Consider the following 19627-nt stretch of genomic DNA (forward strand, 5'->3'; position numbering starts at 1 on the left):
AAATATTAGTGTTCTGTTTTTATTTTAAAAAATAAGAGCCAATGACGGGATTTGAACCCGTGACCTCTTCCTTACCAAGGAAACGCTCTACCCCTGAGCTACGTCGGCATTTTGGGTTTGAGTTCATGTTCGGGGGTATTTCTGACCACACCCCGTGTAACCATCACCCCAAACAGCAAACGTTCACTCAAAGTTCTTGAGCGGGAGACCGGGTTCGAACCGGCGACATTCAGCTTGGAAGGCTGACGCTCTACCAACTGAGCTACTCCCGCGTTACTTTAATTTCCAATATTTCAAATTCCGAACCTGTAACTGATAATCAATTCTCAAAATCCTTACGAAATTTGAGCTTTGAACCGAGGTCCAAATTGGATTACCTCCCTTCGTTCGGTGATCCTGAACCGGGGGTCCATGTCGAATTACCTCTCTTCGTTCGGTGATCCTGGTTCGGTGAACCAGGATCAAAGATTTTTTGTCGTGGCTTTACGAAAGCGAGCTTTCGACACCCACTTTAAAAAATCTTTGTGGGGAGAGCAGGATTCGAACCTGCGAAGGTAAAAACCAACAGATTTACAGTCTGTCCTCGTTGGCCGCTTGAGTATCTCCCCGAACCCTTTTTTTAAGAACTTTCGAGCCGATGGAGGGACTCGAACCCACGACCCCGAGATTACAAATCACGTGCTCTAGCCAGCTGAGCTACATCGGCTTTGACCGCTTTTTCAAGCACAAAAAAGTCCGCTATTTCTAACGGACTGCAAATGTAGATATTTTTTGTTTTAAACAAAACTATTTCACAAAAATTTTAAAGGGACAAAACCCCTAGGTTTCCTTTTCCTCGAGAGCATTTTCCGTTCCCGGGAATCACAGGCAAAATCCGCTGCTTCCCATAAGGATTTACGATATTTTTCAGTGTTGAGCACACAGCAGGGTATAAGCGTCTTTTTTTCACTAATAACTGTGCCTTTGTACTCAGGTTATACCTTATTATATAGGCTTGGCATTATTTCTGATTCCTCGGGTGAGCTTTCGAGTGAACTTTCTTGAGTTCGGCAATGCTGTTATGGGTATACACCTGGGTGGATGCCAGGCTGGAGTGACCCAGCAGTTCCTTGACGGAATTCAGATCGGCCCCCTGGTTGAGCATGTGGGTGGCAAAGGTATGCCTCAGGATGTGCGGACTCTTTTTGACCTTGGAGGACACTTTGCTGAAATAGCTATTGATGATCCTGTAAACGAGGGTTTCATAGACCTTCTCCCCTTTGGAGGTCAGAAAAACGGCCCGGTTCTGTGCGGAAAGAAGCTCATTCTCCCGAAGGGACAGATACTCCTCTATGAGGTGAATTGTTCCCGGCAAAAGAGGGATGATCCTTTCTTTGTTGCGTTTTCCCAAAACCCTGAGGGTCCGGTTAGAAAGGTCGATGTCCCCCAGTTCGAGGTTGATCAATTCGGACCGGCGTATCCCCGTAGCGTAAAATAATTCAATGATCAATCGGTCGCGCACTCCTTCGAAGTCGTCCTCAAATGGAATGCTGTTCAACAGCTCACCCATTTCCGTCTGGGAAAAAGGGATCTCTACTTTTTTTGGGGTTTTAAGAGCCTTATGCCTGGCTAACGGGTTAGCAGAAACGTCACCCACCTTGAGAAGGAATTTGTAATAAGACTTCAGAGAAGTCACTTTGCGGTTCACACTGCGGTTGCTGATTCCCTCTTCCACCAGGTGAACGATCCATTCCCTGATCTCACCGTAACTCGCATCTTCAATTCCCGATCCCGGATCCTGCTCCGCGTAAAAAGCACTGAACTCCTCCAGGTCCTTCCGGTAGGCTTTTACCGTATGCGGAGAGTACTTCTTTTCGTAAGACAAGTAAGAGATGAAAGCATCGATGGCCATGACCCAAAGATACAAAAGGCAGGCTGAGATGGGATTAAAAAAATCCCGCCGGAGGGCGGGATTTCATCTTGAGTGATTTCTGAGTTAGATCTCCTCTTTATCTCGGAGACTCTGAATATATTGTGCTTTTTGGATCTGCTGTCTGCGTTCCACAGAAGGTTTTGTGAATTGCTGGCGCTTTCTCAACTGGCGCATGGTCCCTGTTCTGTCGAACTTTCGCTTGAAACGCTTCAGGGCTCTGTCTATGTTCTCTCCTTCTTTTACTGGTATTATCAACATGGGCTACAACCTCCTTTCTTTTGGGATTCGGACCGCAAAGATAAGGTGAATTCCGATTAAGAAACAAACTTATTTTAAAATATTCTTCGCGATCACCACTTTCTGAATCTCGGTAGTGCCTTCCCCTATGGTGCACAACTTGGCATCCCTGTAAAACTTCTCGACCGGGAAGTCCTTGGTGTATCCATAGCCACCGTGAATCTGTACCGCTTCATTGGCCACCCTGACGCACATCTCGGAGGCGTACATTTTAGACATAGCACTCCATTTGGTCATTTTCCTGCCCTGGTTCTTCAGGAAGGCAGCTTTGTGAAGCAACAATTCGGAGGCTTCTATCTCCGTGGCCATATCGGCCAGTTTAAAAGATATCCCCTGGAAGGAACTGATCGGCTTTCCGAATTGTACCCGCTCCTTGGAATATTTCAGGGCCGCTTCGTAGGCTCCTTTGGCTATCCCGAGAGACAGGGCCCCTATAGAAATCCTTCCCCCGTCGAGGATCTTCATGGATTGTATAAAACCATCTCCAATCTCCCCTATCCTGTTCTCATCAGGAATACGACAGTTGTCAAAGACCAGTTCGGCCGTTTCACTGGCCCGCATCCCCAGTTTATCTTCTTTCTTTCCGCTGCTGAAACCCCTGGTCCCTTTTTCAATGGCAAAAGCCGTCATACCGTGGCTGTCACCTTTTTCTCCCGTACGGGCAATCACTACGGCAATGTCGCCGCTTTTTCCATGGGTGATGAAATTCTTGGCCCCATTGAGGATCCACTCGTCCCCATCCTTCACAGCCGTTGTACTCATTCCCCCGGCATCGGAGCCTGTATTGTGCTCCGTAAGACCCCAGGCCCCGATCCATTCTCCGGTTGCCAGTTTTGGGATCCATCGATCCTTCTGCGCGGCAGAACCAAAAGAAAGAATATGGTTGGTGCAAAGTGAGTTGTGGGCGGCAATAGAGAGTCCGATGGAGGGATCCACCTTGGAGATCTCCTCTATGATGGCGATGTATTCGTGGTATCCCAGGCCTGATCCTCCCAGGCTTTCGGGCACGAGAACACCCATAAAGCCCATGGTCCCTGCCTTTTTAAATACTTCGACCGGGAATTCCTGGGTCTCGTCCCATTGCATTACATAAGGCCTGATATGCTGCTCGGCAAACTGCCGGGCCGATTCCGCAACCATGCGCTGCGTCTCCGAGTAATCAAACCCAAATTCAGTCATTGTTCCAGTGATCATTCTAGCAATTTTTTTTACAGGCCCAAATATAGCTTAATTCTGTCAATCCGATCCGATGGAAAATCTTCAATTTTTGTTAATTGTTCGACAGAGTCGAACCTCCCGATACTATCCCGATAGGCCACGATCCTCTTAGCGAACCTCTTCCCAAAGTACACTAATTTCCCCAGTTCCTCCTCCCCTGCCCTATTGAGAGAGATTTTCCGGATGTGGGGGACCTCCCTAACCCTGAAAACCTTTAGGGCTCGCCTTGCCACCTCCTCATCAAGGCCGTAGACATCAAGCAACTGCTCATCCACCAAAAATCCCCCCAGCCTGTCCCTGAAGCGTACGATACGGGAGGATAGCACAGGTCCGATACCGGAGATTGCCTTCAGGTCCTGAGCAGAAGCCTTGTTCAGGTCTCTGAACTCCGGTGCTACCTTTTTCCTCCCATCAGCAGATTTTACTCTTGTGCCGAACTGCGGAAATGAGAAATTCGGGGAGATCGCTTTTAGCAGGCTGTCGGAGATCTTGGTAACCCTGCGGAACTCCTCCGCAGAATGCACATACCTGCCTTCCTTCCTGAAATCGTACAAACGATCCAGTTCCTCTGCAGACATCCCTAAAAGATAGCCCTTATAATCCGTGATGAAGTTTGGATTAAATGGCCTGAATCGACTGAAGGTGTTCGGATTCTCAGGCCCGGCCAGGCTGTCCATGGGAATAGTGGCTAAACTGTCGAAGGTCATCAAGGGAGCACGGTGTGACTTAAAACCGGGATCGTAGAACCACAGCACACCTTGAAATGACGCGATCAGGATAAGCAGAATGGTGATCCCCCTTTTTTCCTGTCTGGTATATCGGAAAGGGGATCTCATCGCATTTTCTAGTCAGGTCTTAAAAGCCTTGATGACAACCGAAAAGACGAAGACTGCTCCCTTTGACGCGGAAGCCCCGATGATCACAAAGGTTATAAAATGCAATGTATGGTTCAGGTCTGCAGTTTTACTGCGGCCTGTAAGAAATTTCCCTGATCGAAATCCTTTTTGGAATCAGCATATCATCCAGAAGGATCGCAGGCGTGATATCCAAAGTGCCAACCCTTTGCCTATCAGGAACTCTTTTTTGTGTAGAGCTGATTATTCTTCAGTTTGGTCCAGTATTCCTTGAGATCTTTTCTGACTTCTCCTGACATGATATACAAGCCGATGATATTGGGGAATGACATGGCCAGGATCATCATATCCGAGAAGTCTAGAACCGCACCCAGACTCACCGAAGCACCGACGACCACGAAGACCAGAAAGAGTAATTTGTAGATCATTTCGGAACGCCTGCTCTTGCCGAACAGATACGTCCAGGCCCTCATCCCGTAGTAGGACCAGGAGATCATGGTGGAAAAGGCAAAAAGGAATACAGCGATCCCCAGAACATAGGGGAACCAGGAGATCACACTGCCGAAGGCGTCTGAGGTGAGCTGTGCCCCAGCCATACCTTCTACCTCGTGCATCCCTGTAAAGATAAGTACCAGGGCCGTCAGGGTACAGACTACCACGGTATCGATAAAGGGCTCCAGCAAGGCGACAAATCCCTCGGAAGGAGGATTGTTGGTCTTGGCCGTACTGTGGGCTATGGCCGCCGACCCAACACCTGCTTCGTTAGAAAAAGCGGCGCGCTGGAATCCGACCACCAAAACCCCTATCACCCCGCCTTTCAAAGCGCTGGGACTGAAGGCTCCTTCAACGATGGCCGAGAAGGCCGGACCTATATTTTGAATGTTTACTATGATCACGGCCAGAGCTGCCAGGATGTAGATGGAAGCCATAATGGGCACGACCCTTCCCGTTACCTTGGCGATACTCTGAATACCTCCGATGATGACGACTCCGACCAGGATAGCGGTAAGAATACCGAACCAGAACCCATTACCTTCCAGCATGGAGAACTGGCCCGCGAGCTGTTCAAAGGACTGGTTAGCCTGGAACATATTACCCCCTCCAAAAGACGCACCTACTGCCAGCACGGCAAACAGGCCGGCAAGTACTTTCCCAAAGCCTTTCAGGTTTCTTTTTTCTAGACCGTATCTCAGGTAATTCATGGGTCCGCCAAACACACGGCCGTCCGGAAGGATATCCCTGTATTTAACTCCCAGGGTACATTCCACGAATTTGGAGGACATCCCCAGCAAACCACAGACGATCATCCAGAAAGTTGCTCCGGCTCCGCCCAGGGATACAGCTACGGCCACACCCGCAATATTCCCGAGGCCTACGGTACCGGAAACGGCAGTGGCCAGCGCCTGGAAATGGGTCACCTGCCCGGGGGCATCCGGGTCGTCGTATTTACCTTTGGCCAGATTGATGGAGTGCCTGAAACCCCTGATGTTGATAAAGCCCATCCTCAGGGTAAAGAAGGTCGCCCCCAGGACCAGCCAGATTACAATAAAAGGTATATTTTTGGTCACAGGATCTCCGTTGGGATGACGGACCACTTCAGGGGTGTCGTATTCGATCTCAGCCAGGTAATGAGCTCCTTGCTCTATCACGTGTTCTTTGTTCTCGGAATTATAGATGACCTTTCCTTCCCCCGTGAGATATTTTAGTTTCCCGTTCACTTCAGCTTTTACGGTATCTACGGAACCGTCATTTCGGGAAACGAGGGCTATCTTTTGTCCTTTTTTAACCCTGGAGCCTTCCTCGGCCAGCCATTGTTTCAACACAAAGCGATCATCAACGGTGGCAGACCATCCTGGGGTGGCCACCAGCTTAACATCTGCATAGACCACTGGGTCGTAGATCCCGGTAGCCTCGAACGGATCCCAGAAAAGGACGCTGCCCAGGGCGCTCACGGCAGGGGCCATGGTACCGTTGAAAATCTCTGGAATTGACTGGGTCTCCACGGTATATTCCTGGGTGACAGAGGCACCCGAAGCATCGGTTACAGTAACCGAATAGGGCACGCCTTCTACCAGGCCACTCGACTTGTTTGAGGTTTGAGGGGTTTGCTGATTACTCCATTTGTAAGAATATGGCGGTGTGCCCCCTTCCACCTCTAGCCGGATCATCCCGTCATTGATATTGTCTGATGGGTTCACTGTTTTCCCACGAACTGTCAGATCCTGAGAAAAAAGGGAAATACCGAAAAGGAACAGAAAAACGCCAATGTAATTTTTCATGTATGTCATAAGGGTTTTATTGGGCGGTAGGTTGCACGGTCGGGCAATATCCTAAAAAAAAGTATCCGAATCAAATAATCTTTCCCAAATATCAAGACTGTATATGGAACATTTCGTTCAGCTTGCGAATCTGTTCAGGCCTTCCCAATACGATGACCTTGCTCTTGGGTTTCAGGGGCATATCGGCCTCAGGATTGATGATGTATTTTCCATTGGGCTCGATGTAGCCTATAATGGTGCAGCCGGTCTTCCTCCGGAGATCGAGATCTCTCAGGGAGTTACACTCTACCTGATCCGAAAAATCTTCAATTGCCACCTCTTCCAGGTTGGTGGTGTGTTCCCCTTCCATGGACAGTTGGTCCATAAAAGTGATAAGGTCTGGGATCACTACCAGCGAAGCCATATGGTCTCCGCCTATCTTATCAGGCATGATTACTTTGTCGGCCCCGCCCAATTCCAGTTTTTTCTGGGAGGTGATCTTCGTGGCCCTGCTGATAATGAAAAGGCCTTTGTTCAGCTGTCTCGCAGAGAGTACGACGAAAAGATTATCGGCGTCATCGGGTAGAGCTGCGATCAAATAGCTGGCGCGCTCCACCCCTGCTTCCAGCAACACGTTGTCATCATTCGCATCCCCTTCCACAAAGAGCACTTCGTCCTCGTATTTCTCAATGATCTCCTTATCCCGTTCAATCACTATAAAAGGACGTTTGTAGGCTTTGAGACGCTCCGCAGCCTGCATTCCGTTACGGCCAAAACCGCAGACGATCACGTGGTGGGACATACTTTTAATCTGATTTTTCACTTTCTTCTTTTTTAGGAGTTGCAATGAATTTCTGCTCAGGATATATTCGGTAATCACGGACAGAGCGAACGAAAAGATAATCACACTGCTGATGATAAGCATCACAGTAAATATCTTCGATTCGGCATCCAGGGGTTTCACTTCCATGAAACCGACGGTAGTCACGGTGATGATCGTCATGTAGAGCGCATCCAGCCAATTGTAGTCCGATATATAGCGGTATCCTATAACGCCGCTGAGCAGGACCACCACGGTGAGTGCTAAGGCGAGATACATCTTTGAACGGAACAGTCTAATCATTCTAAAGGTCAAAAACTGAGGTGCGTTTGGTATAAATGAGATCTTTTATCCGCAGCCAAAATGCCAGGAACAAATACAGGGCAAATCCAAAACCCAAGGTAACAAAGGTCAGATATATAAAGGTAGTACGCACCACCCGGGCCCTGATTCCCAGCCTTTCCGCAATGCGTCGTGAAACCTCAAATCCCCGTTTCTGAAAAAAATACAGCAGGCGGTAGAAGATATTCATGCCCTAAAATTAGTATTTTCCATACAATAAATAGATGCCTCGGCGGCATTGGAGATATTTATTTTTGGGGCAGTACCTTCTATAGAGCTTCAGCATTGCCCGGGACTCCCGGGCGTTCATTACCGGATCCCTTCCTGCCTGAACTTGCGCACTACCGTGTTTTCCTCTGCTTTTATTTCCCGAGCCCGTTGATGCAACATCTCTGAGGTATCCTTTTTGGTCATTTGGCGTAAGGCCGGCAAAACGGGGATCACTGTAGAAAAGGCCTCATCCAGATGATGGCCATTCAGATACCAATCCGAGGCCCTGATGTACAATGCTACATGCCTGGACCAAAGTTGATCGAACATCCGAATTAAGGCCAAATGAATACCGGGTCCCGATCCCATATCGGGAAATCCGGCAACGAGGATCTGCTCGGTGTCACCGGCAATAGTAAATCAAAAATCAAGGTGAAATCCCAGTTTATTCTGGATTTTATGAAGGGTAAATTCATGCATCCTGCAAGGTAATCCTGCAGGCTGCAATCAACCCTTAAAAGGGATTAACAAAGAGCTCAGTTCAGCTCACCTTCCCATTCAAGGATCCCTCCCTTCAGATTGTAGGCGTTGGGAAAGCCAAGGCTGTTGAGGATGGCACAGGCCTGTCCGCTGCGGTTACCGGACCGACAGTACACATAATAATTCTTGCTCTTGTCCAGCTTTTCCAGGGCGTCGACAAAAGCCTGACCTGTGTAGATGTCGATATTCATGGCATCGCCAATGATTCCTTCTTCTACCTCTTCCGGAGTTCGTACGTCCAGAACAACCCCATTGGGATCTTCAGAGGACAACTTCGCCCATTCTTCCTGCGTGAGATCAGCCATATCCAAAATTTTGACGGTAAAAATAAGAATACTTCCTTATAAATCCGGATAAAGTATATCGGAGTTTCACCGGGAGTCTGTTTACAGGATGAAAAAACTTTAACAGATATTTATCACAAGAGTCCCATGTGTAATCAAATATTTCTTTACATTTGTATATACAATTGTTGTAGTTACATGAATGTTGAAGAAATCATAAAAACCCAAAAAAGGATTCCCCTGCCCAGCAGGACCCTGATCCATCTGATGCTTGTCAACAACAAAGTCATAGAGAGGATCACATGGGCCTTAAAGCCTTACGGGGTGTCGCTTCAGCAATTCAACGTCCTGCGGATACTCAGGGGTCAGGGTGAACGTCCTGCCAACCTCTCTACTCTTAACGAGCGCATGGTCTCCAAGATGAGCAACACGACCCGTCTGGTGGACAAATTGCTGGCCAAAGGAATGGTGGATCGTTCGGTTTGCGAAACCAATCGCAGAAAAATCGAGATCACCATCACCGAAGAAGGCCTTGAACTGCTGAAACAAATGGATAAGGTGATGAGCACTACGGAAGCTGAACTGGTATCCGGACTCAGCGAATCAGAACTAGCACAATTGAATGAACTCTTAGATAAATTTTAAACTCATTATGCATTCCTATTTAGAAAGTCTGAACTGGCGATACGCCACCAAAAAATTCGAAACTGATAAAAAAATCTCTGAAAGAGATCTCAACCTGCTTCTCGAAGCGACCCGACTGAGCGCTTCCTCCTTCGGGCTCCAGCCTTACCACGTCTTTGTGGTTACGGACCCGGAAATCAGAACTCAACTCAAAGAAGTATCCTGGGGGCAGGCTCAGATCACAGATGCTTCTCACCTGTTTGTCTTCGCCAACAAAAAGACCTTTGGGCCGGAGTTGATAGACAGTTACCTGACCGAAGTCAGCAACGTCCGTGAGATCCCCCAGGAAGGTTTGAAGGCCTACGGAGATTTCATGAAATCAAAATTGGTTCCCCTCCCGGAAGAGGCAAAAGAGTCCTGGGCCGCAAAGCAGACCTACCTGGCGGTGGGCAATCTGCTCTCTGCTGCCGGGGTCATGGAGATCGATTCCTGCCCTATGGAAGGTTTTGAAGCGGAAGCCTACGACCGTATCCTGAAACTCGATGCAAAGGACCTTACCACCTCCGTGGTCGTGGCCCTGGGCTACCGATCCGAAGAAGACGAGACCCAGCATTTCAAAAAGGTCAGAAGACCCAAAGAAAGTTTATTTACCCATATATAATTCTCACAACTAGTATCTAATCCTTAAAAATTAAAAACATGAAAAAAACAATTCTCAGTATCACCATGGCCGTCGTTTTCGGTAGTTTTGCTTCTGCAGCAACAGAGCCTACTGAAGTCGTAACCAAAGCCGTTAAAACAGATGCCAGCTCAGTGATGTGGAAGGCCTACAAGGTTACAGGTTCCCACACCGGACTGGTACAACTCACCGAAGGCAACCTGATGTTCGATGGAACCAGCCTGGTAGGCGGAAACTTCACCGTAGACATGACCAGCCTGATCTCCACTGACCTGGAAGGAGAGTACAAAGAAAAACTGGAAGGACACCTGAAATCCGACGATTTCTTTGGTGTAGCTAATCACCCAACCTCTACCCTGGTATTCACAGACGTGAAATCTACAGGAAAGAACTCTTACGAGGTAACAGGCGACCTTACCATCAAGGGAATCACCAAGCCGATCACCTTCGATGTCTCCATTTACGGGAACAAGGCTACTGCAACTGCCAAGATCGACAGGGCCGAGTACAATGTCCGTTATGGATCTGGGAGTTTCTTTGACAACCTGGGCGACAAGACCATCTACGACGAATTTGACCTCGTGGTAGACCTTCAGTTCTAAGAGTCTGACCTAATCTTTTAAAAACCTGTACAGCTTTGTGCAGGTTTTTTTGTTTCCCAAACCCATGTCGCGTATTTGAGCCTAAAATTCTATTTTTGGGCAAAATTTTATTCCATGACCCGTCTCCGCAGTATCCTGATTTACATCCTCTGCCCCGCCTGCATGATCCTGATGAACAGTTGCAGTTCAGGCTTTGATTATTCTATCGAGCCTGCCCTCAACCCTAACAACATCGCCCCTCTGACGGCTATGCTGCACATTGAGGCCGAACAGCCAGTCAAAGCCTCCGTAAAAGTTTTAGGGAGCATTCCCGTGGAACAGCATTTCGAACAAGAAGGCAAAGAACTGGAGATACCGGTGGTCGGTCTTTACCCCGACCTGGAAAACAGAGTAGCGGTCACCCTCACCTATGCCGGAGGGGAAGTCAGGGATACCCTCGAGATCCGTACCGGTAAACTCCCATCGATCTTTCCCCATGTCGTGGTCAACACTGTGGACAGAAGCAAAATGGCCGAGGGCATGCACGGCTGTGATCTGCACCTGGCCAACCGTGGCACGTTCCGTTCGACCCCCTTCATTTTTGATGACGAGGGAAACATCAGATGGTACCTCGACCTCAGTTTTGCAGGTAAAATGGTAGCTCCCTTCCAAAGGCTACGCGATGGAACCCTTTTGATGGTCAGCCGTCACGTGATCTACGAGTTCGACATGCTCGGTAAGATCGTCAACGAGATCTCCATCAACAACAATTACGGAATGCACCACGATGTTGTGGAACTCCCGGACGGCAACCTGCTGATCTGCGTGGGCAAGCGCAATAATTTCATCAAGCTCGATGGGAATTTCGTGGAATCCGACAGCGACTTCATCATCCTCTTCGACAGGAAACAGTCCAGGATGGTCCGAGAATGGGACGTGGCCCATGTAATGGACGTGAGCCGCAAGGACCTGAATTTCTTTCGACCCGGAGACTGGTTGCACATGAACGGACTCGCCTTCGATGAGCGCGACAACTCCATCATCGTATCCGGGAAAAACCAGGGCCTTTTCAAGATCTCCTGGAACAACGAACTGGAATGGATCCTGGCGCCGAAAAAAAACTGGGGGCCTTCCGGCAGAAATGGAGACGGGTTTGAGACCGCTCCCTTCCTCCTCACTGCCGTCGACAGCACCGGTAAGCCTTTTTCGGATGCTGTGCAGATGGGTACGGAAAGTGCTGATACATTCGACTTCACCTGGGGGCCGCACGCTCCCAAACTAATGCCCGATGGCACCTTGCTCGTGTTCGATAACGGCACCTATCGCAATTACGATGCACAGGTGCAGTATTCCCGGGCTGTGGAATACAGGATCGATGAGGAAAAGAAGACGGTGGAACAACTCTGGCAGTACGGAAAGGAAAGGGGAACGGAATTCTTTTCTACCATCGTCAGTGATGTGGATTTTCTGCCTGAGACCAATACGGTGCTGGTCACCTCAGGCTATACCAAGCAGAAAGGAAGGCTGGCCGGTAAGATCGTGGAGGTAGACAGGGAAAGCAAGAAGGAAGTGTTTGAAGCTACCGTTTATATGAAGAGTGTAAATGGGAATAAAACCCCTTCCTGGGGACAGACGGATATCCTTTACAGGTCGGAAAGAATGCCTCTGAAATACTGAGGGCGTTTTTAGATGGAGAACATTTTTTGCAAGATTGTCCTCCTTGTTTTGAATATTATGGTATTCCTTTCTATATTTGGCAATATGAAAAGAATTGCAGTACATACTTGGTGGTGGAAAAACTTACGTCTGATGTCGTGAGCGAAGCACATTGAAGTACTACTGTACGAAAAGGCTTGTCTGTCACGACAAGCCTTTTTGCTTTCTTAAAGGACCTGTGAACACCAAAGTAATCCATAACATAAATGGCGTATAAACTCCAGACCCACTACAAAAAGATCCTGGCGGATACCATCACCCCGGTGAGCGTGTACCTGAAGATCCGCGATACCTTTCCAAATAGCATTCTTTTGGAGAGCAGCGATTACAGGGCCAACGACAACACCTTCTCCTATATCTGCTGCAATCCTATCGCTTCCATCACAGTGGAAGATGAGCGAATCACGGAATCATTTCCGGATGGGAAAGTACGGGAAAGAAAGATCGATGCCACTTCGGATGTAGCCCATACCATACATAATTTTGCGTCCCAGTTCGAAGTCGATCCTCAGGATTTCAAATTCATCCATAATGGCCTCTTTGGATATATGGCCTATGACGCCGTCCGCTATTTTGAGGATCTGGAGATTCGGGAGAAGGAAGGACGTATTCCTATACCCGATGTCTTTTATGCCGTGTACCAGAACATCATCGCCATCAACCACTTTAAGAATGAGGCCTATATCTTTGCGCACTGCTATGAACAGGATAACAATATCGAGCGGATAGAGCAATTGCTCAATGCCCGGAATTTCGCTTCCTACACCTTTGCCAAGTCGGGTAACAGGCAAACCAACCTGGCCGATGAGGCCTACAAAGAATTCGTGGGCAAGGCCAAGGAACACTGCCACCGCGGAGATGTTTTCCAGCTCGTTCTCTCCCGCAGGTTTTCCCAGAAGTTCAAAGGGGATGATTTTAACGTCTACCGGGCCCTGCGTTCTATCAACCCCTCTCCTTACCTCTTTTATTTCGACTATGGGGACTTTAAGATCTTCGGGAGTTCCCCGGAGGCCCAGCTGATCGTCAAGGACGGAAAGGCCGAGATACACCCTATTGCAGGAACTTTCAAAAGGACGGGGAATGACGAAGAGGATGCCGTGCTGGCCAAAAAGCTCTCCGAGGATGCCAAGGAGAACAGTGAGCACGTGATGCTGGTAGACCTGGCACGGAACGACCTCAGCAGGAACGGCACCCGCGTAAAGGTTGAGAACTACCGGGAAGTGCAATACTTTTCGCATGTGATCCACCTGGTCTCCAAGGTCAGTGCCATGAAAAAGAAGGATATTGACACCCTCAAGGTAGTTGCAGACACCTTCCCCGCGGGTACATTGAGTGGGGCTCCCAAACACAGGGCCATGCAGCTGATCGAGGAGTATGAACCGACGAACCGGGGGTACTACGGGGGAGCGATCGGCTTTATGGATTTCCACGGGAACTTCAACCACGCCATCATGATCAGGACCTTCCTGAGCAAGGATCATACACTCTACTACCAGGCCGGAGCCGGACTGGTAGCAGCTTCCGATCCGGAAAATGAATTGCAGGAAACCTACAACAAACTCGGTGCCCTTAACAAAGCACTGGAAATCGCTGAAGAACTGTAGATGATGAAGGTATTGATGATCGATAATTACGACAGTTTCACCTTTAACCTGGTACATTACCTGGAGGAACTGGGATGTGAGGTAACCGTGAAAAGGAACGATAAACTCACCTTACAGGATGTGGAACCCTATCAGAAGATCGTGCTGAGTCCCGGACCGGGTATCCCGGATGAGGCAGGCCTACTGAAGGAGATCATATCCGCCTTTGCCCCTACGCGGAGTATTTTTGGGGTCTGCCTGGGACAACAGGCGATCGGAGAGGTATTCGGAGGGCGGCTGATCAACCTCCCTGAGGTATATCACGGTATAGCCACTGAAATAGATATCGTGAAGGACGACATTTTGTTTTCGGGCCTGCCGCGGAGGATCTCGGTAGGACGCTACCATTCCTGGGTAGTCGACCCGGATCTGCCTGAAGAACTCATCGCTACCTCCTTTGACGGGAACGGCCAGCTTATGTCACTAAGGCACCGGGATTTTGATGTAAGTGGGGTACAGTTCCATCCCGAGTCCGTCCTCACCCCGGAAGGAAAAAAGATAATCGAGAACTGGATACAGAAGAGACCATGAAAGAAACATTGAACCGGCTGATCAACCACGAAGTCCTGAGCAGGGAAGATGCCAGAAACATCCTGATCAGGATGGCCAGAGGTGAATACAATACGTCCCAGACAGCCGCCTTCCTGACCGTGTACATGATGAGGAGCGTGACCATAGAGGAACTGGAAGGTTTCAGGGATGCTCTTCTGGAACTTTGCCTGGCGGTGGACCTGGCTGCATACGATCCCGTGGACCTCTGCGGAACGGGCGGAGACGGAAAAGACACCTTCAACATCTCCACCCTGGCGTCCTTCGTGACGGCGGGGGCCGGAATACCGGTCACCAAGCACGGGAACTACGGAGTATCCTCCACCTGTGGGAGCAGCAACGTCCTGGAATTCCTGGGTATCAGGTTTAGCAACGAGGAAGGCTATCTCAAAAAGTGCATCGATACTGCAGGGATCTGCATCCTGCACGCACCCCTGTTCCACCCCGCCATGAAAAACGTAGCCCCTATCCGGCGAGAACTGGGAGTAAAGACCTTTTTTAACATGCTTGGACCCATGGTAAACCCCGCCTTCCCAAAAAACCAGATCGTGGGCGTATTCAACCTCGAACTGGCCCGGATGTACGGCTACCTCTACCAGAACACAGACAAGAAATACACCATCCTGCACGCCCTCGACGGATATGACGAGATCTCTCTCACCGGGCGCACCAAGACCATCTCACATACCTCGGAATCCATGCTGTTGCCGGATGATTTCGGGATAAAACAAATACGTCAGGAAGAGATCACCGGCGGGAATTCCATAGAAGCTTCCGCTCAGATCTTCATGGACGTCCTTCAGGGAAAAGGAACGGAGGCGCAGAACAGTGTGGTCTGCGCCAATGCGGGAATTGCCATTGCCACCGTCAGGGACATCTCCCCCAGGGAGGGATTTGAGATCGCCAGAGAATCCCTGATGAGGGGTGAGGCGTTAAAAGCCTTTAAAACCCTGCAAGAAATCAGCTGATCATGGATATCCTTCAAAAAATAGTACAGCAAAAGGCCCAGGAGATCGCCCTTAAAAAGACCCTCTTCCCGCAAGATCAATTTGAGAGGTCTCCCCTTTTTGGAAGCCCTGTAAAATCGCTTTCTGCCGCTTTGAAAAACAGTAAAAGCGGGATCATTTCCGAATTCAAAAGGAGGTCTCCTTCCCTGCCCAGGATCAACCAGCACAGTCCGGTAGACCAGGTTGCCAAAGGATATGAGAGGGCCGGTGCCTGCGGTATGTCTGTCCTCACAAATACGCATTTCTTCGGCGGAAGCCTGGAAGACCTGGTAATGGCCAGGGCTGCCACCCGTTTTCCCCTCCTGCGCAAGGAATTCATTATTGACGAGTACCAGATCCTGGAAGCCAGGGCTCATGGGGCAGACGTGATCCTGCTGATCGCCTCCATCCTGGAGCCAGAACAGGTAAGGGATTTCACCCGCCTGGCTCATAGCCTGGGCATGGAGATCCTGCTCGAGGTACACGATGAGGAAGAACTGGACAGGGCATTCATCCCGGGAATTCAGATGGTAGGGGTCAATAACCGGAACCTGAAGACCTTTGAGGTTTCTTTGGAGAACAGCAAAAGGATCGGACCCAACATCCCCGATGAGGTCGTCAAGGTCTCGGAGAGCGGGATATCGCGTACAGAGGCAATCAAAGACTTAAGGGAACACGGGTTCAGGGGCTTCCTGATAGGGGAACACTTTATGACGTCCCAGGATCCCGGGGCCAGGGCTGCAGAATTTATTAAAACCCTGGAATCATGAGGATCAAGGTGTGCGGTATGAAGTACCCGGAGAATATGGAGCAGGTGTCCCAACTGATGCCCGACTATATGGGCTTTATTTTCTGGGAACCCTCTTCCCGGTATTTCACGGGGCCTATCCCTGAACTTCCGGAACCCATCGGGAAGGTAGGGGTCTTTGTGGACGCCTCGATCTCCTTTATCCTGGAGAAAGTGAAGGACTTAAATCTCAACCTGGTGCAATTGCACGGCGGGGAGCCCCCTGAGTATTGCACCTCCCTTCGGCAGGAACTCAAAAGGTTGGCCGGGCCGGAAAGAAAGATTGAGATCGTCAAAGCCATAGCCGTCGGGCAGTCTTTTTCCTTTGGGGACTTACATCCCTACGAGGGAAAGGTCGACTATTTCCTCTTCGACAGCAAGGGTCCGCTCCCTGGTGGAAACGGATTCGCCTTCGACTGGAAACTCCTGGAGGGCTACGACCTCCAAACTCCTTTTTTCCTCAGCGGAGGAATTGGAATTGCCGAGGTGGAAAATCTCCGGAATTTCATGGGGACCTCCCTGGCGAAGAAGTGCCATGCCATCGATGTGAACAGCGCTTTTGAGATGCAGCCGGGCCTCAAGGACCCCGGTCAGCTCCAAACATTTATAGAAAAAATACGACTATGAAAATGAACAGGTACCAGGCAGATGAAAAGGGGTATTACGGGGAATTCGGCGGAGCCTTTATCCCGGAAATGCTCTATCCCAACACCGAAGAACTTCGGCAAAACTACCTCCGTATCATGGAGGAACCCGGGTTCCAGGAGGAATTCCGTCTACTCCTGAGGGATTATGTAGGAAGGCCCACCCCCCTGTATTTCGCCAAAAGGCTATCGGAAAAATTCAACACCAGGATCTACCTGAAACGGGAAGACCTTTGTCATACGGGTGCCCACAAGGTCAACAACACCATAGGACAGATCCTGATGGCGAAAAAACTGGGCAAGCACCGGATCATCGCAGAGACAGGTGCCGGGCAGCACGGGGTGGCCACAGCAACGGTATGCGCCCTGATGGGCATGGAATGTATCGTGTATATGGGAGAGGTGGATATCGCCCGCCAGGCACCAAACGTAGCCCGGATGAAAATGCTGGGAGCAGAGGTCAGACCTGCAAAATCCGGAAGCCGCACCCTTAAGGACGCGACGAATGAAGCCATACGAGACTGGATCAACAACCCCGTAGACACCCATTATATCATAGGTTCCGTAGTAGGGCCACACCCCTACCCCGACATGGTGGCTCGTTTCCAGGCGGTGATCTCCGAGGAGATCAAATGGCAGTTAAAAGAAAAAGAAGGCAGGGAAGATCCGGATTACGTGGTGGCCTGTGTAGGGGGCGGGAGCAATGCCGCCGGGACCTATTACCACTACCTCGACAATGAGAACGTAGGGATCATCGCTGTAGAAGCAGCAGGAAAAGGAGTGGACTCGGGGGAGAGTGCTGCTACCTCAGCCCTGGGTAAGGTAGGGATCATCCATGGCAGCAAGACGTTGCTGATGCAGACGGGGGATGGGCAGATCACGGAACCGTACTCCATTTCAGCCGGACTCGATTATCCCGGAGTTGGGCCCATGCACGCTCATTTATTTAAATCGGGCCGGGCAGACTTCATCCCCATCACGGACGACGAGGCGATGGCTGCCGGACTCATGGTCTCCCAGCTCGAAGGGATCATTCCAGCCATCGAAACCTCCCATGCCTTTGCCATCTTTGACTACAGGAAATTCAAGCCTGAGGATATCGTGGTCATCAATCTGTCGGGCAGGGGCGACAAGGACCTGCAGACCTATATCGACTATTTTAAATTGTAAATTCTCAGGAAGACGATATGAACAGAATTCAGGAAAAAATGCAGACGGGACACAAGCTGCTGTCCATATATTTCACGGCGGGATATCCGGAACTGGAAGATACCGTTCCCATCCTCCAGGCTTTGGAACAGGAAGGGGTAGACATGATCGAGATCGGCCTGCCCTTCAGCGACCCCCTTGCAGATGGCCCGACCATTCAGGAAAGTTCGACAGCCGCACTGAAGAACGGGATGCACACGGAATTGCTGTTCCGGCAACTGGAAGGGATACGCGATAAGATACAGGTACCCCTGATCATCATGGGGTACTTCAACCCCGTCCTGCAGTACGGGGTGGAAGCCTTCTGCAACAGGTGCCGGGAAATAGGGATTGACGGCCTCATACTACCCGACCTTCCCCTCGATGTGTATCAAGAGGAATACAAGGAGCTGTTTAAGGCGAATGGCCTGCTCAATATATTCCTCATTACCCCTCAGACCGGAGAAGAACGCATCCGAAAAATTGATCAGGGTTCAGACGGTTTTATCTACATGGTCAGTTCAGCGAGTACAACAGGGGCCAGGGAAGGGTTCGGGGAGGAACAACAGGCTTATTTTGAGCGGATCCACGCCATGGGATTGAAGAACCCCTGCATCGTAGGTTTTGGGATCAGCAATGCAAACACTTTTTCCCAGGCCACCCACCTTGCCAAAGGGGCGATCATCGGCTCTGCCTTTATCAAGATGCTGACCAGGGAAGGCAAGGCGGGAATCGCACCCTTTATACGATCCATCAGATCCCGGTCCTGAATTCTAAAGGAAAAGTGCTTGTGAAGAAGGAGCAAAAATGTACTTTTAAATACTAAACCACTGACACATGAAACGATCGTTTGGAATCCTGTTTTGCCTGTTTTTTGGATTGATGGGTTTTGCCCAGGATGAAGCAACCCTGAAGTCGCAGGTTCGCCACGCCATTGACGAACTCGTACAGTTCGTGGGCATCCCCAACGACGCCCTTGACGCAGCGGATATCAACCGGAACATCAGCTGGCTGACACGAGAGTTCAATGACAGGGGATTTAATACCTCGGTCCTCCCCACAGAAGGAAGGCCCCTTTTCTTTGCAGCCCTGCCCATGGAAGACGACAAACCCACCGTACTTCTTTATATGCATTTTGACGGGCAATCGGTCGATCCTTCCAAATGGGATCAAAGCAATCCTTATAAGGTCGTATTGAAAGCCCCGGAAAACGGAACCTTTACCGAAAGGTCTTTTGATGAACTCAATGATGATATCGACTACGAGTGGCGGCTTTTTGGCAGGTCTACTTCAGATGATAAGGGACCTATCGTCATGTTCCTCAATGCCATCGACCTGTTGAGGAAGGAGAACAAGGCCATTCCCTTCAACATCAAGGTCATCCTTGATGGAGAAGAAGAAAAGAGCAGTAAGCCCCTCCCAAAAGCAGTGAAGCAATACAGGGAGCTCCTGGCGGCAGATTTCCTGATGATCAATGACGGGCCCGTACACGCCT

General features: G+C 49.8%; 21 protein-coding genes and 4 tRNA genes. 12 read left to right on the top strand and 13 right to left on the bottom strand.

The window, feature by feature from the left end; translation table 11 throughout:
* Positions 1 to 36: 36 nt before the first annotated feature.
* From ABYP73_RS03465 to ABYP73_RS03525, 13 genes are all read right to left on the bottom strand, one after another.
* Positions 37 to 108 (bottom strand) — tRNA-Thr (locus ABYP73_RS03465).
* Between the two features lie 91 nt (positions 109 to 199).
* Positions 200 to 272, bottom strand: a tRNA-Gly gene (locus tag ABYP73_RS03470).
* A 253-nt stretch (positions 273 to 525) separates the two neighbouring features.
* A tRNA-Tyr gene (locus ABYP73_RS03475) sits at positions 526 to 608 on the bottom strand.
* Between the two features lie 24 nt (positions 609 to 632).
* Positions 633 to 706: transfer RNA gene (locus ABYP73_RS03480), tRNA-Thr, on the bottom strand.
* Positions 707 to 1000: 294 nt separating this feature from the next.
* Positions 1001 to 1891 carry a tyrosine-type recombinase/integrase gene (locus tag ABYP73_RS03485; RefSeq protein WP_372973460.1) on the bottom strand — a complete coding sequence of 297 codons (891 nt, stop codon included), beginning with the start codon at positions 1889 to 1891 and terminating at the stop codon, positions 1001 to 1003.
* Positions 1892 to 1975: 84 nt separating this feature from the next.
* Positions 1976 to 2170 carry a 30S ribosomal protein S21 gene (gene rpsU / locus ABYP73_RS03490; protein ID WP_161434848.1) on the bottom strand — a complete coding sequence of 65 codons (195 nt, stop codon included), beginning with the start codon at positions 2168 to 2170 and terminating at the stop codon, positions 1976 to 1978.
* A gap of 69 nt (positions 2171 to 2239) precedes the next feature.
* The gene (locus ABYP73_RS03495) at positions 2240 to 3403 is read right to left on the bottom strand and encodes an acyl-CoA dehydrogenase family protein (protein WP_372973461.1); all 1164 of its coding nucleotides are present in this window, start codon (positions 3401 to 3403) and stop codon (positions 2240 to 2242) included.
* A gap of 14 nt (positions 3404 to 3417) precedes the next feature.
* Positions 3418 to 4263, bottom strand: coding sequence for a ComEA family DNA-binding protein (locus ABYP73_RS03500; RefSeq protein WP_372973462.1), 846 nt, complete (start codon positions 4261 to 4263; stop codon positions 3418 to 3420).
* 233 nt (positions 4264 to 4496) lie between these two features.
* Entirely contained in the window at positions 4497 to 6560 is a 2064-nt protein-coding gene (locus ABYP73_RS03505; protein WP_372973463.1) for an amino acid carrier protein, read from the bottom strand.
* 91 nt (positions 6561 to 6651) lie between these two features.
* Positions 6652 to 7662 (bottom strand): TrkA family potassium uptake protein, encoded by a 1011-nt coding sequence (locus tag ABYP73_RS03510; protein ID WP_372945904.1) that lies wholly within the window; start codon positions 7660 to 7662, stop codon positions 6652 to 6654.
* A gap of 1 nt (position 7663) precedes the next feature.
* Positions 7664 to 7891: a PspC domain-containing protein gene (locus ABYP73_RS03515; protein WP_129602635.1), complete on the bottom strand. Its 228-nt coding sequence runs from the start codon at positions 7889 to 7891 to the stop codon at positions 7664 to 7666.
* Positions 7892 to 8010: 119 nt separating this feature from the next.
* Positions 8011 to 8325: a DUF2851 family protein gene (locus ABYP73_RS03520; protein WP_372973467.1), complete on the bottom strand. Its 315-nt coding sequence runs from the start codon at positions 8323 to 8325 to the stop codon at positions 8011 to 8013.
* A gap of 122 nt (positions 8326 to 8447) precedes the next feature.
* The gene (locus tag ABYP73_RS03525; RefSeq protein WP_372945905.1) at positions 8448 to 8756 is read right to left on the bottom strand and encodes a rhodanese-like domain-containing protein; all 309 of its coding nucleotides are present in this window, start codon (positions 8754 to 8756) and stop codon (positions 8448 to 8450) included.
* Between the two features lie 177 nt (positions 8757 to 8933).
* On the opposite strand from ABYP73_RS03525, the gene ABYP73_RS03530 reads away from it, so the two are divergent.
* From ABYP73_RS03530 to ABYP73_RS03585, 12 genes are all read left to right on the top strand, one after another.
* Positions 8934 to 9380 (top strand): MarR family winged helix-turn-helix transcriptional regulator, encoded by a 447-nt coding sequence (locus ABYP73_RS03530; RefSeq protein ID WP_372945906.1) that lies wholly within the window; start codon positions 8934 to 8936, stop codon positions 9378 to 9380.
* 7 nt (positions 9381 to 9387) lie between these two features.
* Complete coding sequence (locus ABYP73_RS03535) at positions 9388 to 10020, top strand: NAD(P)H-dependent oxidoreductase (RefSeq protein WP_372945907.1); 633 nt, start codon at positions 9388 to 9390, stop codon at positions 10018 to 10020.
* Positions 10021 to 10058: 38 nt separating this feature from the next.
* A complete protein-coding gene (locus ABYP73_RS03540) occupies positions 10059 to 10640 on the top strand; it encodes a YceI family protein (RefSeq protein WP_372973464.1) in 582 nt (193 codons plus the stop codon).
* A 114-nt stretch (positions 10641 to 10754) separates the two neighbouring features.
* On the top strand, positions 10755 to 12296 hold the full coding sequence (locus tag ABYP73_RS03545; protein WP_372973465.1) for an aryl-sulfate sulfotransferase: 1542 nt from the start codon (positions 10755 to 10757) through the stop codon (positions 12294 to 12296).
* A gap of 245 nt (positions 12297 to 12541) precedes the next feature.
* Positions 12542 to 13939, top strand: coding sequence for an anthranilate synthase component I family protein (locus tag ABYP73_RS03550; protein WP_372944666.1), 1398 nt, complete (start codon positions 12542 to 12544; stop codon positions 13937 to 13939).
* Positions 13940 to 14509: an aminodeoxychorismate/anthranilate synthase component II gene (locus ABYP73_RS03555; RefSeq protein WP_372944665.1), complete on the top strand. Its 570-nt coding sequence runs from the start codon at positions 13940 to 13942 to the stop codon at positions 14507 to 14509.
* Positions 14506 to 15495, top strand: a complete 990-nt coding sequence (gene trpD, locus ABYP73_RS03560; RefSeq protein ID WP_372944664.1) for an anthranilate phosphoribosyltransferase — start codon at positions 14506 to 14508, stop codon at positions 15493 to 15495. The genes ABYP73_RS03555 and trpD overlap by 4 nt, the downstream gene beginning before the upstream one ends.
* A 2-nt stretch (positions 15496 to 15497) precedes the next feature.
* Positions 15498 to 16283: an indole-3-glycerol phosphate synthase TrpC gene (trpC, locus tag ABYP73_RS03565; protein ID WP_372944663.1), complete on the top strand. Its 786-nt coding sequence runs from the start codon at positions 15498 to 15500 to the stop codon at positions 16281 to 16283.
* Complete coding sequence (locus ABYP73_RS03570) at positions 16280 to 16927, top strand: phosphoribosylanthranilate isomerase (protein WP_372944662.1); 648 nt, start codon at positions 16280 to 16282, stop codon at positions 16925 to 16927. Before trpC ends, ABYP73_RS03570 begins: the two co-directional genes overlap by 4 nt.
* A 2-nt stretch (positions 16928 to 16929) precedes the next feature.
* The gene (trpB, locus tag ABYP73_RS03575; RefSeq protein ID WP_372944668.1) at positions 16930 to 18114 is read left to right on the top strand and encodes a tryptophan synthase subunit beta; all 1185 of its coding nucleotides are present in this window, start codon (positions 16930 to 16932) and stop codon (positions 18112 to 18114) included.
* Between the two features lie 17 nt (positions 18115 to 18131).
* Positions 18132 to 18902 (top strand): tryptophan synthase subunit alpha, encoded by a 771-nt coding sequence (gene trpA, locus ABYP73_RS03580; RefSeq protein WP_372944661.1) that lies wholly within the window; start codon positions 18132 to 18134, stop codon positions 18900 to 18902.
* Positions 18903 to 18969: 67 nt separating this feature from the next.
* The coding region (locus tag ABYP73_RS03585) for a M20/M25/M40 family metallo-hydrolase (RefSeq protein ID WP_372973466.1) at positions 18970 to 19627 on the top strand (658 nt) is incomplete at its 3' end.

The organism is Muriicola sp. (assembly GCF_041567615.1).
Classification (GTDB): domain Bacteria; phylum Bacteroidota; class Bacteroidia; order Flavobacteriales; family Flavobacteriaceae; genus Muriicola.

Bases quoted from the DNA above. Each gene is read 5' to 3' on its own strand.
- ABYP73_RS03485 (WP_372973460.1), bottom strand. From the start codon at position 1,891: ATGGCCATCGATGCTTTCATCTCTTACTTGTCTTACGAAAAGAAGTAC.
- ABYP73_RS03555 (WP_372944665.1), top strand. From the start codon at position 13,940: ATGATGAAGGTATTGATGATCGATAATTACGACAGTTTCACCTTTAAC.
- ABYP73_RS03540 (WP_372973464.1), top strand. From the start codon at position 10,059: ATGAAAAAAACAATTCTCAGTATCACCATGGCCGTCGTTTTCGGTAGT.
- ABYP73_RS03570 (WP_372944662.1), top strand. From the start codon at position 16,280: ATGAGGATCAAGGTGTGCGGTATGAAGTACCCGGAGAATATGGAGCAG.
- trpD (WP_372944664.1), top strand. From the start codon at position 14,506: ATGAAAGAAACATTGAACCGGCTGATCAACCACGAAGTCCTGAGCAGG.
- ABYP73_RS03550 (WP_372944666.1), top strand. From the start codon at position 12,542: ATGGCGTATAAACTCCAGACCCACTACAAAAAGATCCTGGCGGATACC.
- ABYP73_RS03515 (WP_129602635.1), bottom strand. From the start codon at position 7,891: ATGAATATCTTCTACCGCCTGCTGTATTTTTTTCAGAAACGGGGATTT.
- ABYP73_RS03495 (WP_372973461.1), bottom strand. From the start codon at position 3,403: ATGATCACTGGAACAATGACTGAATTTGGGTTTGATTACTCGGAGACG.
- ABYP73_RS03510 (WP_372945904.1), bottom strand. From the start codon at position 7,662: ATGATTAGACTGTTCCGTTCAAAGATGTATCTCGCCTTAGCACTCACC.
- ABYP73_RS03545 (WP_372973465.1), top strand. From the start codon at position 10,755: ATGACCCGTCTCCGCAGTATCCTGATTTACATCCTCTGCCCCGCCTGC.
- ABYP73_RS03525 (WP_372945905.1), bottom strand. From the start codon at position 8,756: ATGGCTGATCTCACGCAGGAAGAATGGGCGAAGTTGTCCTCTGAAGAT.
- ABYP73_RS03500 (WP_372973462.1), bottom strand. From the start codon at position 4,263: ATGAGATCCCCTTTCCGATATACCAGACAGGAAAAAAGGGGGATCACC.
- trpA (WP_372944661.1), top strand. From the start codon at position 18,132: ATGAACAGAATTCAGGAAAAAATGCAGACGGGACACAAGCTGCTGTCC.
- trpC (WP_372944663.1), top strand. From the start codon at position 15,498: ATGGATATCCTTCAAAAAATAGTACAGCAAAAGGCCCAGGAGATCGCC.
- trpB (WP_372944668.1), top strand. From the start codon at position 16,930: ATGAACAGGTACCAGGCAGATGAAAAGGGGTATTACGGGGAATTCGGC.
- ABYP73_RS03535 (WP_372945907.1), top strand. From the start codon at position 9,388: ATGCATTCCTATTTAGAAAGTCTGAACTGGCGATACGCCACCAAAAAA.
- ABYP73_RS03530 (WP_372945906.1), top strand. From the start codon at position 8,934: ATGAATGTTGAAGAAATCATAAAAACCCAAAAAAGGATTCCCCTGCCC.
- rpsU (WP_161434848.1), bottom strand. From the start codon at position 2,170: ATGTTGATAATACCAGTAAAAGAAGGAGAGAACATAGACAGAGCCCTG.
- ABYP73_RS03505 (WP_372973463.1), bottom strand. From the start codon at position 6,560: ATGAAAAATTACATTGGCGTTTTTCTGTTCCTTTTCGGTATTTCCCTT.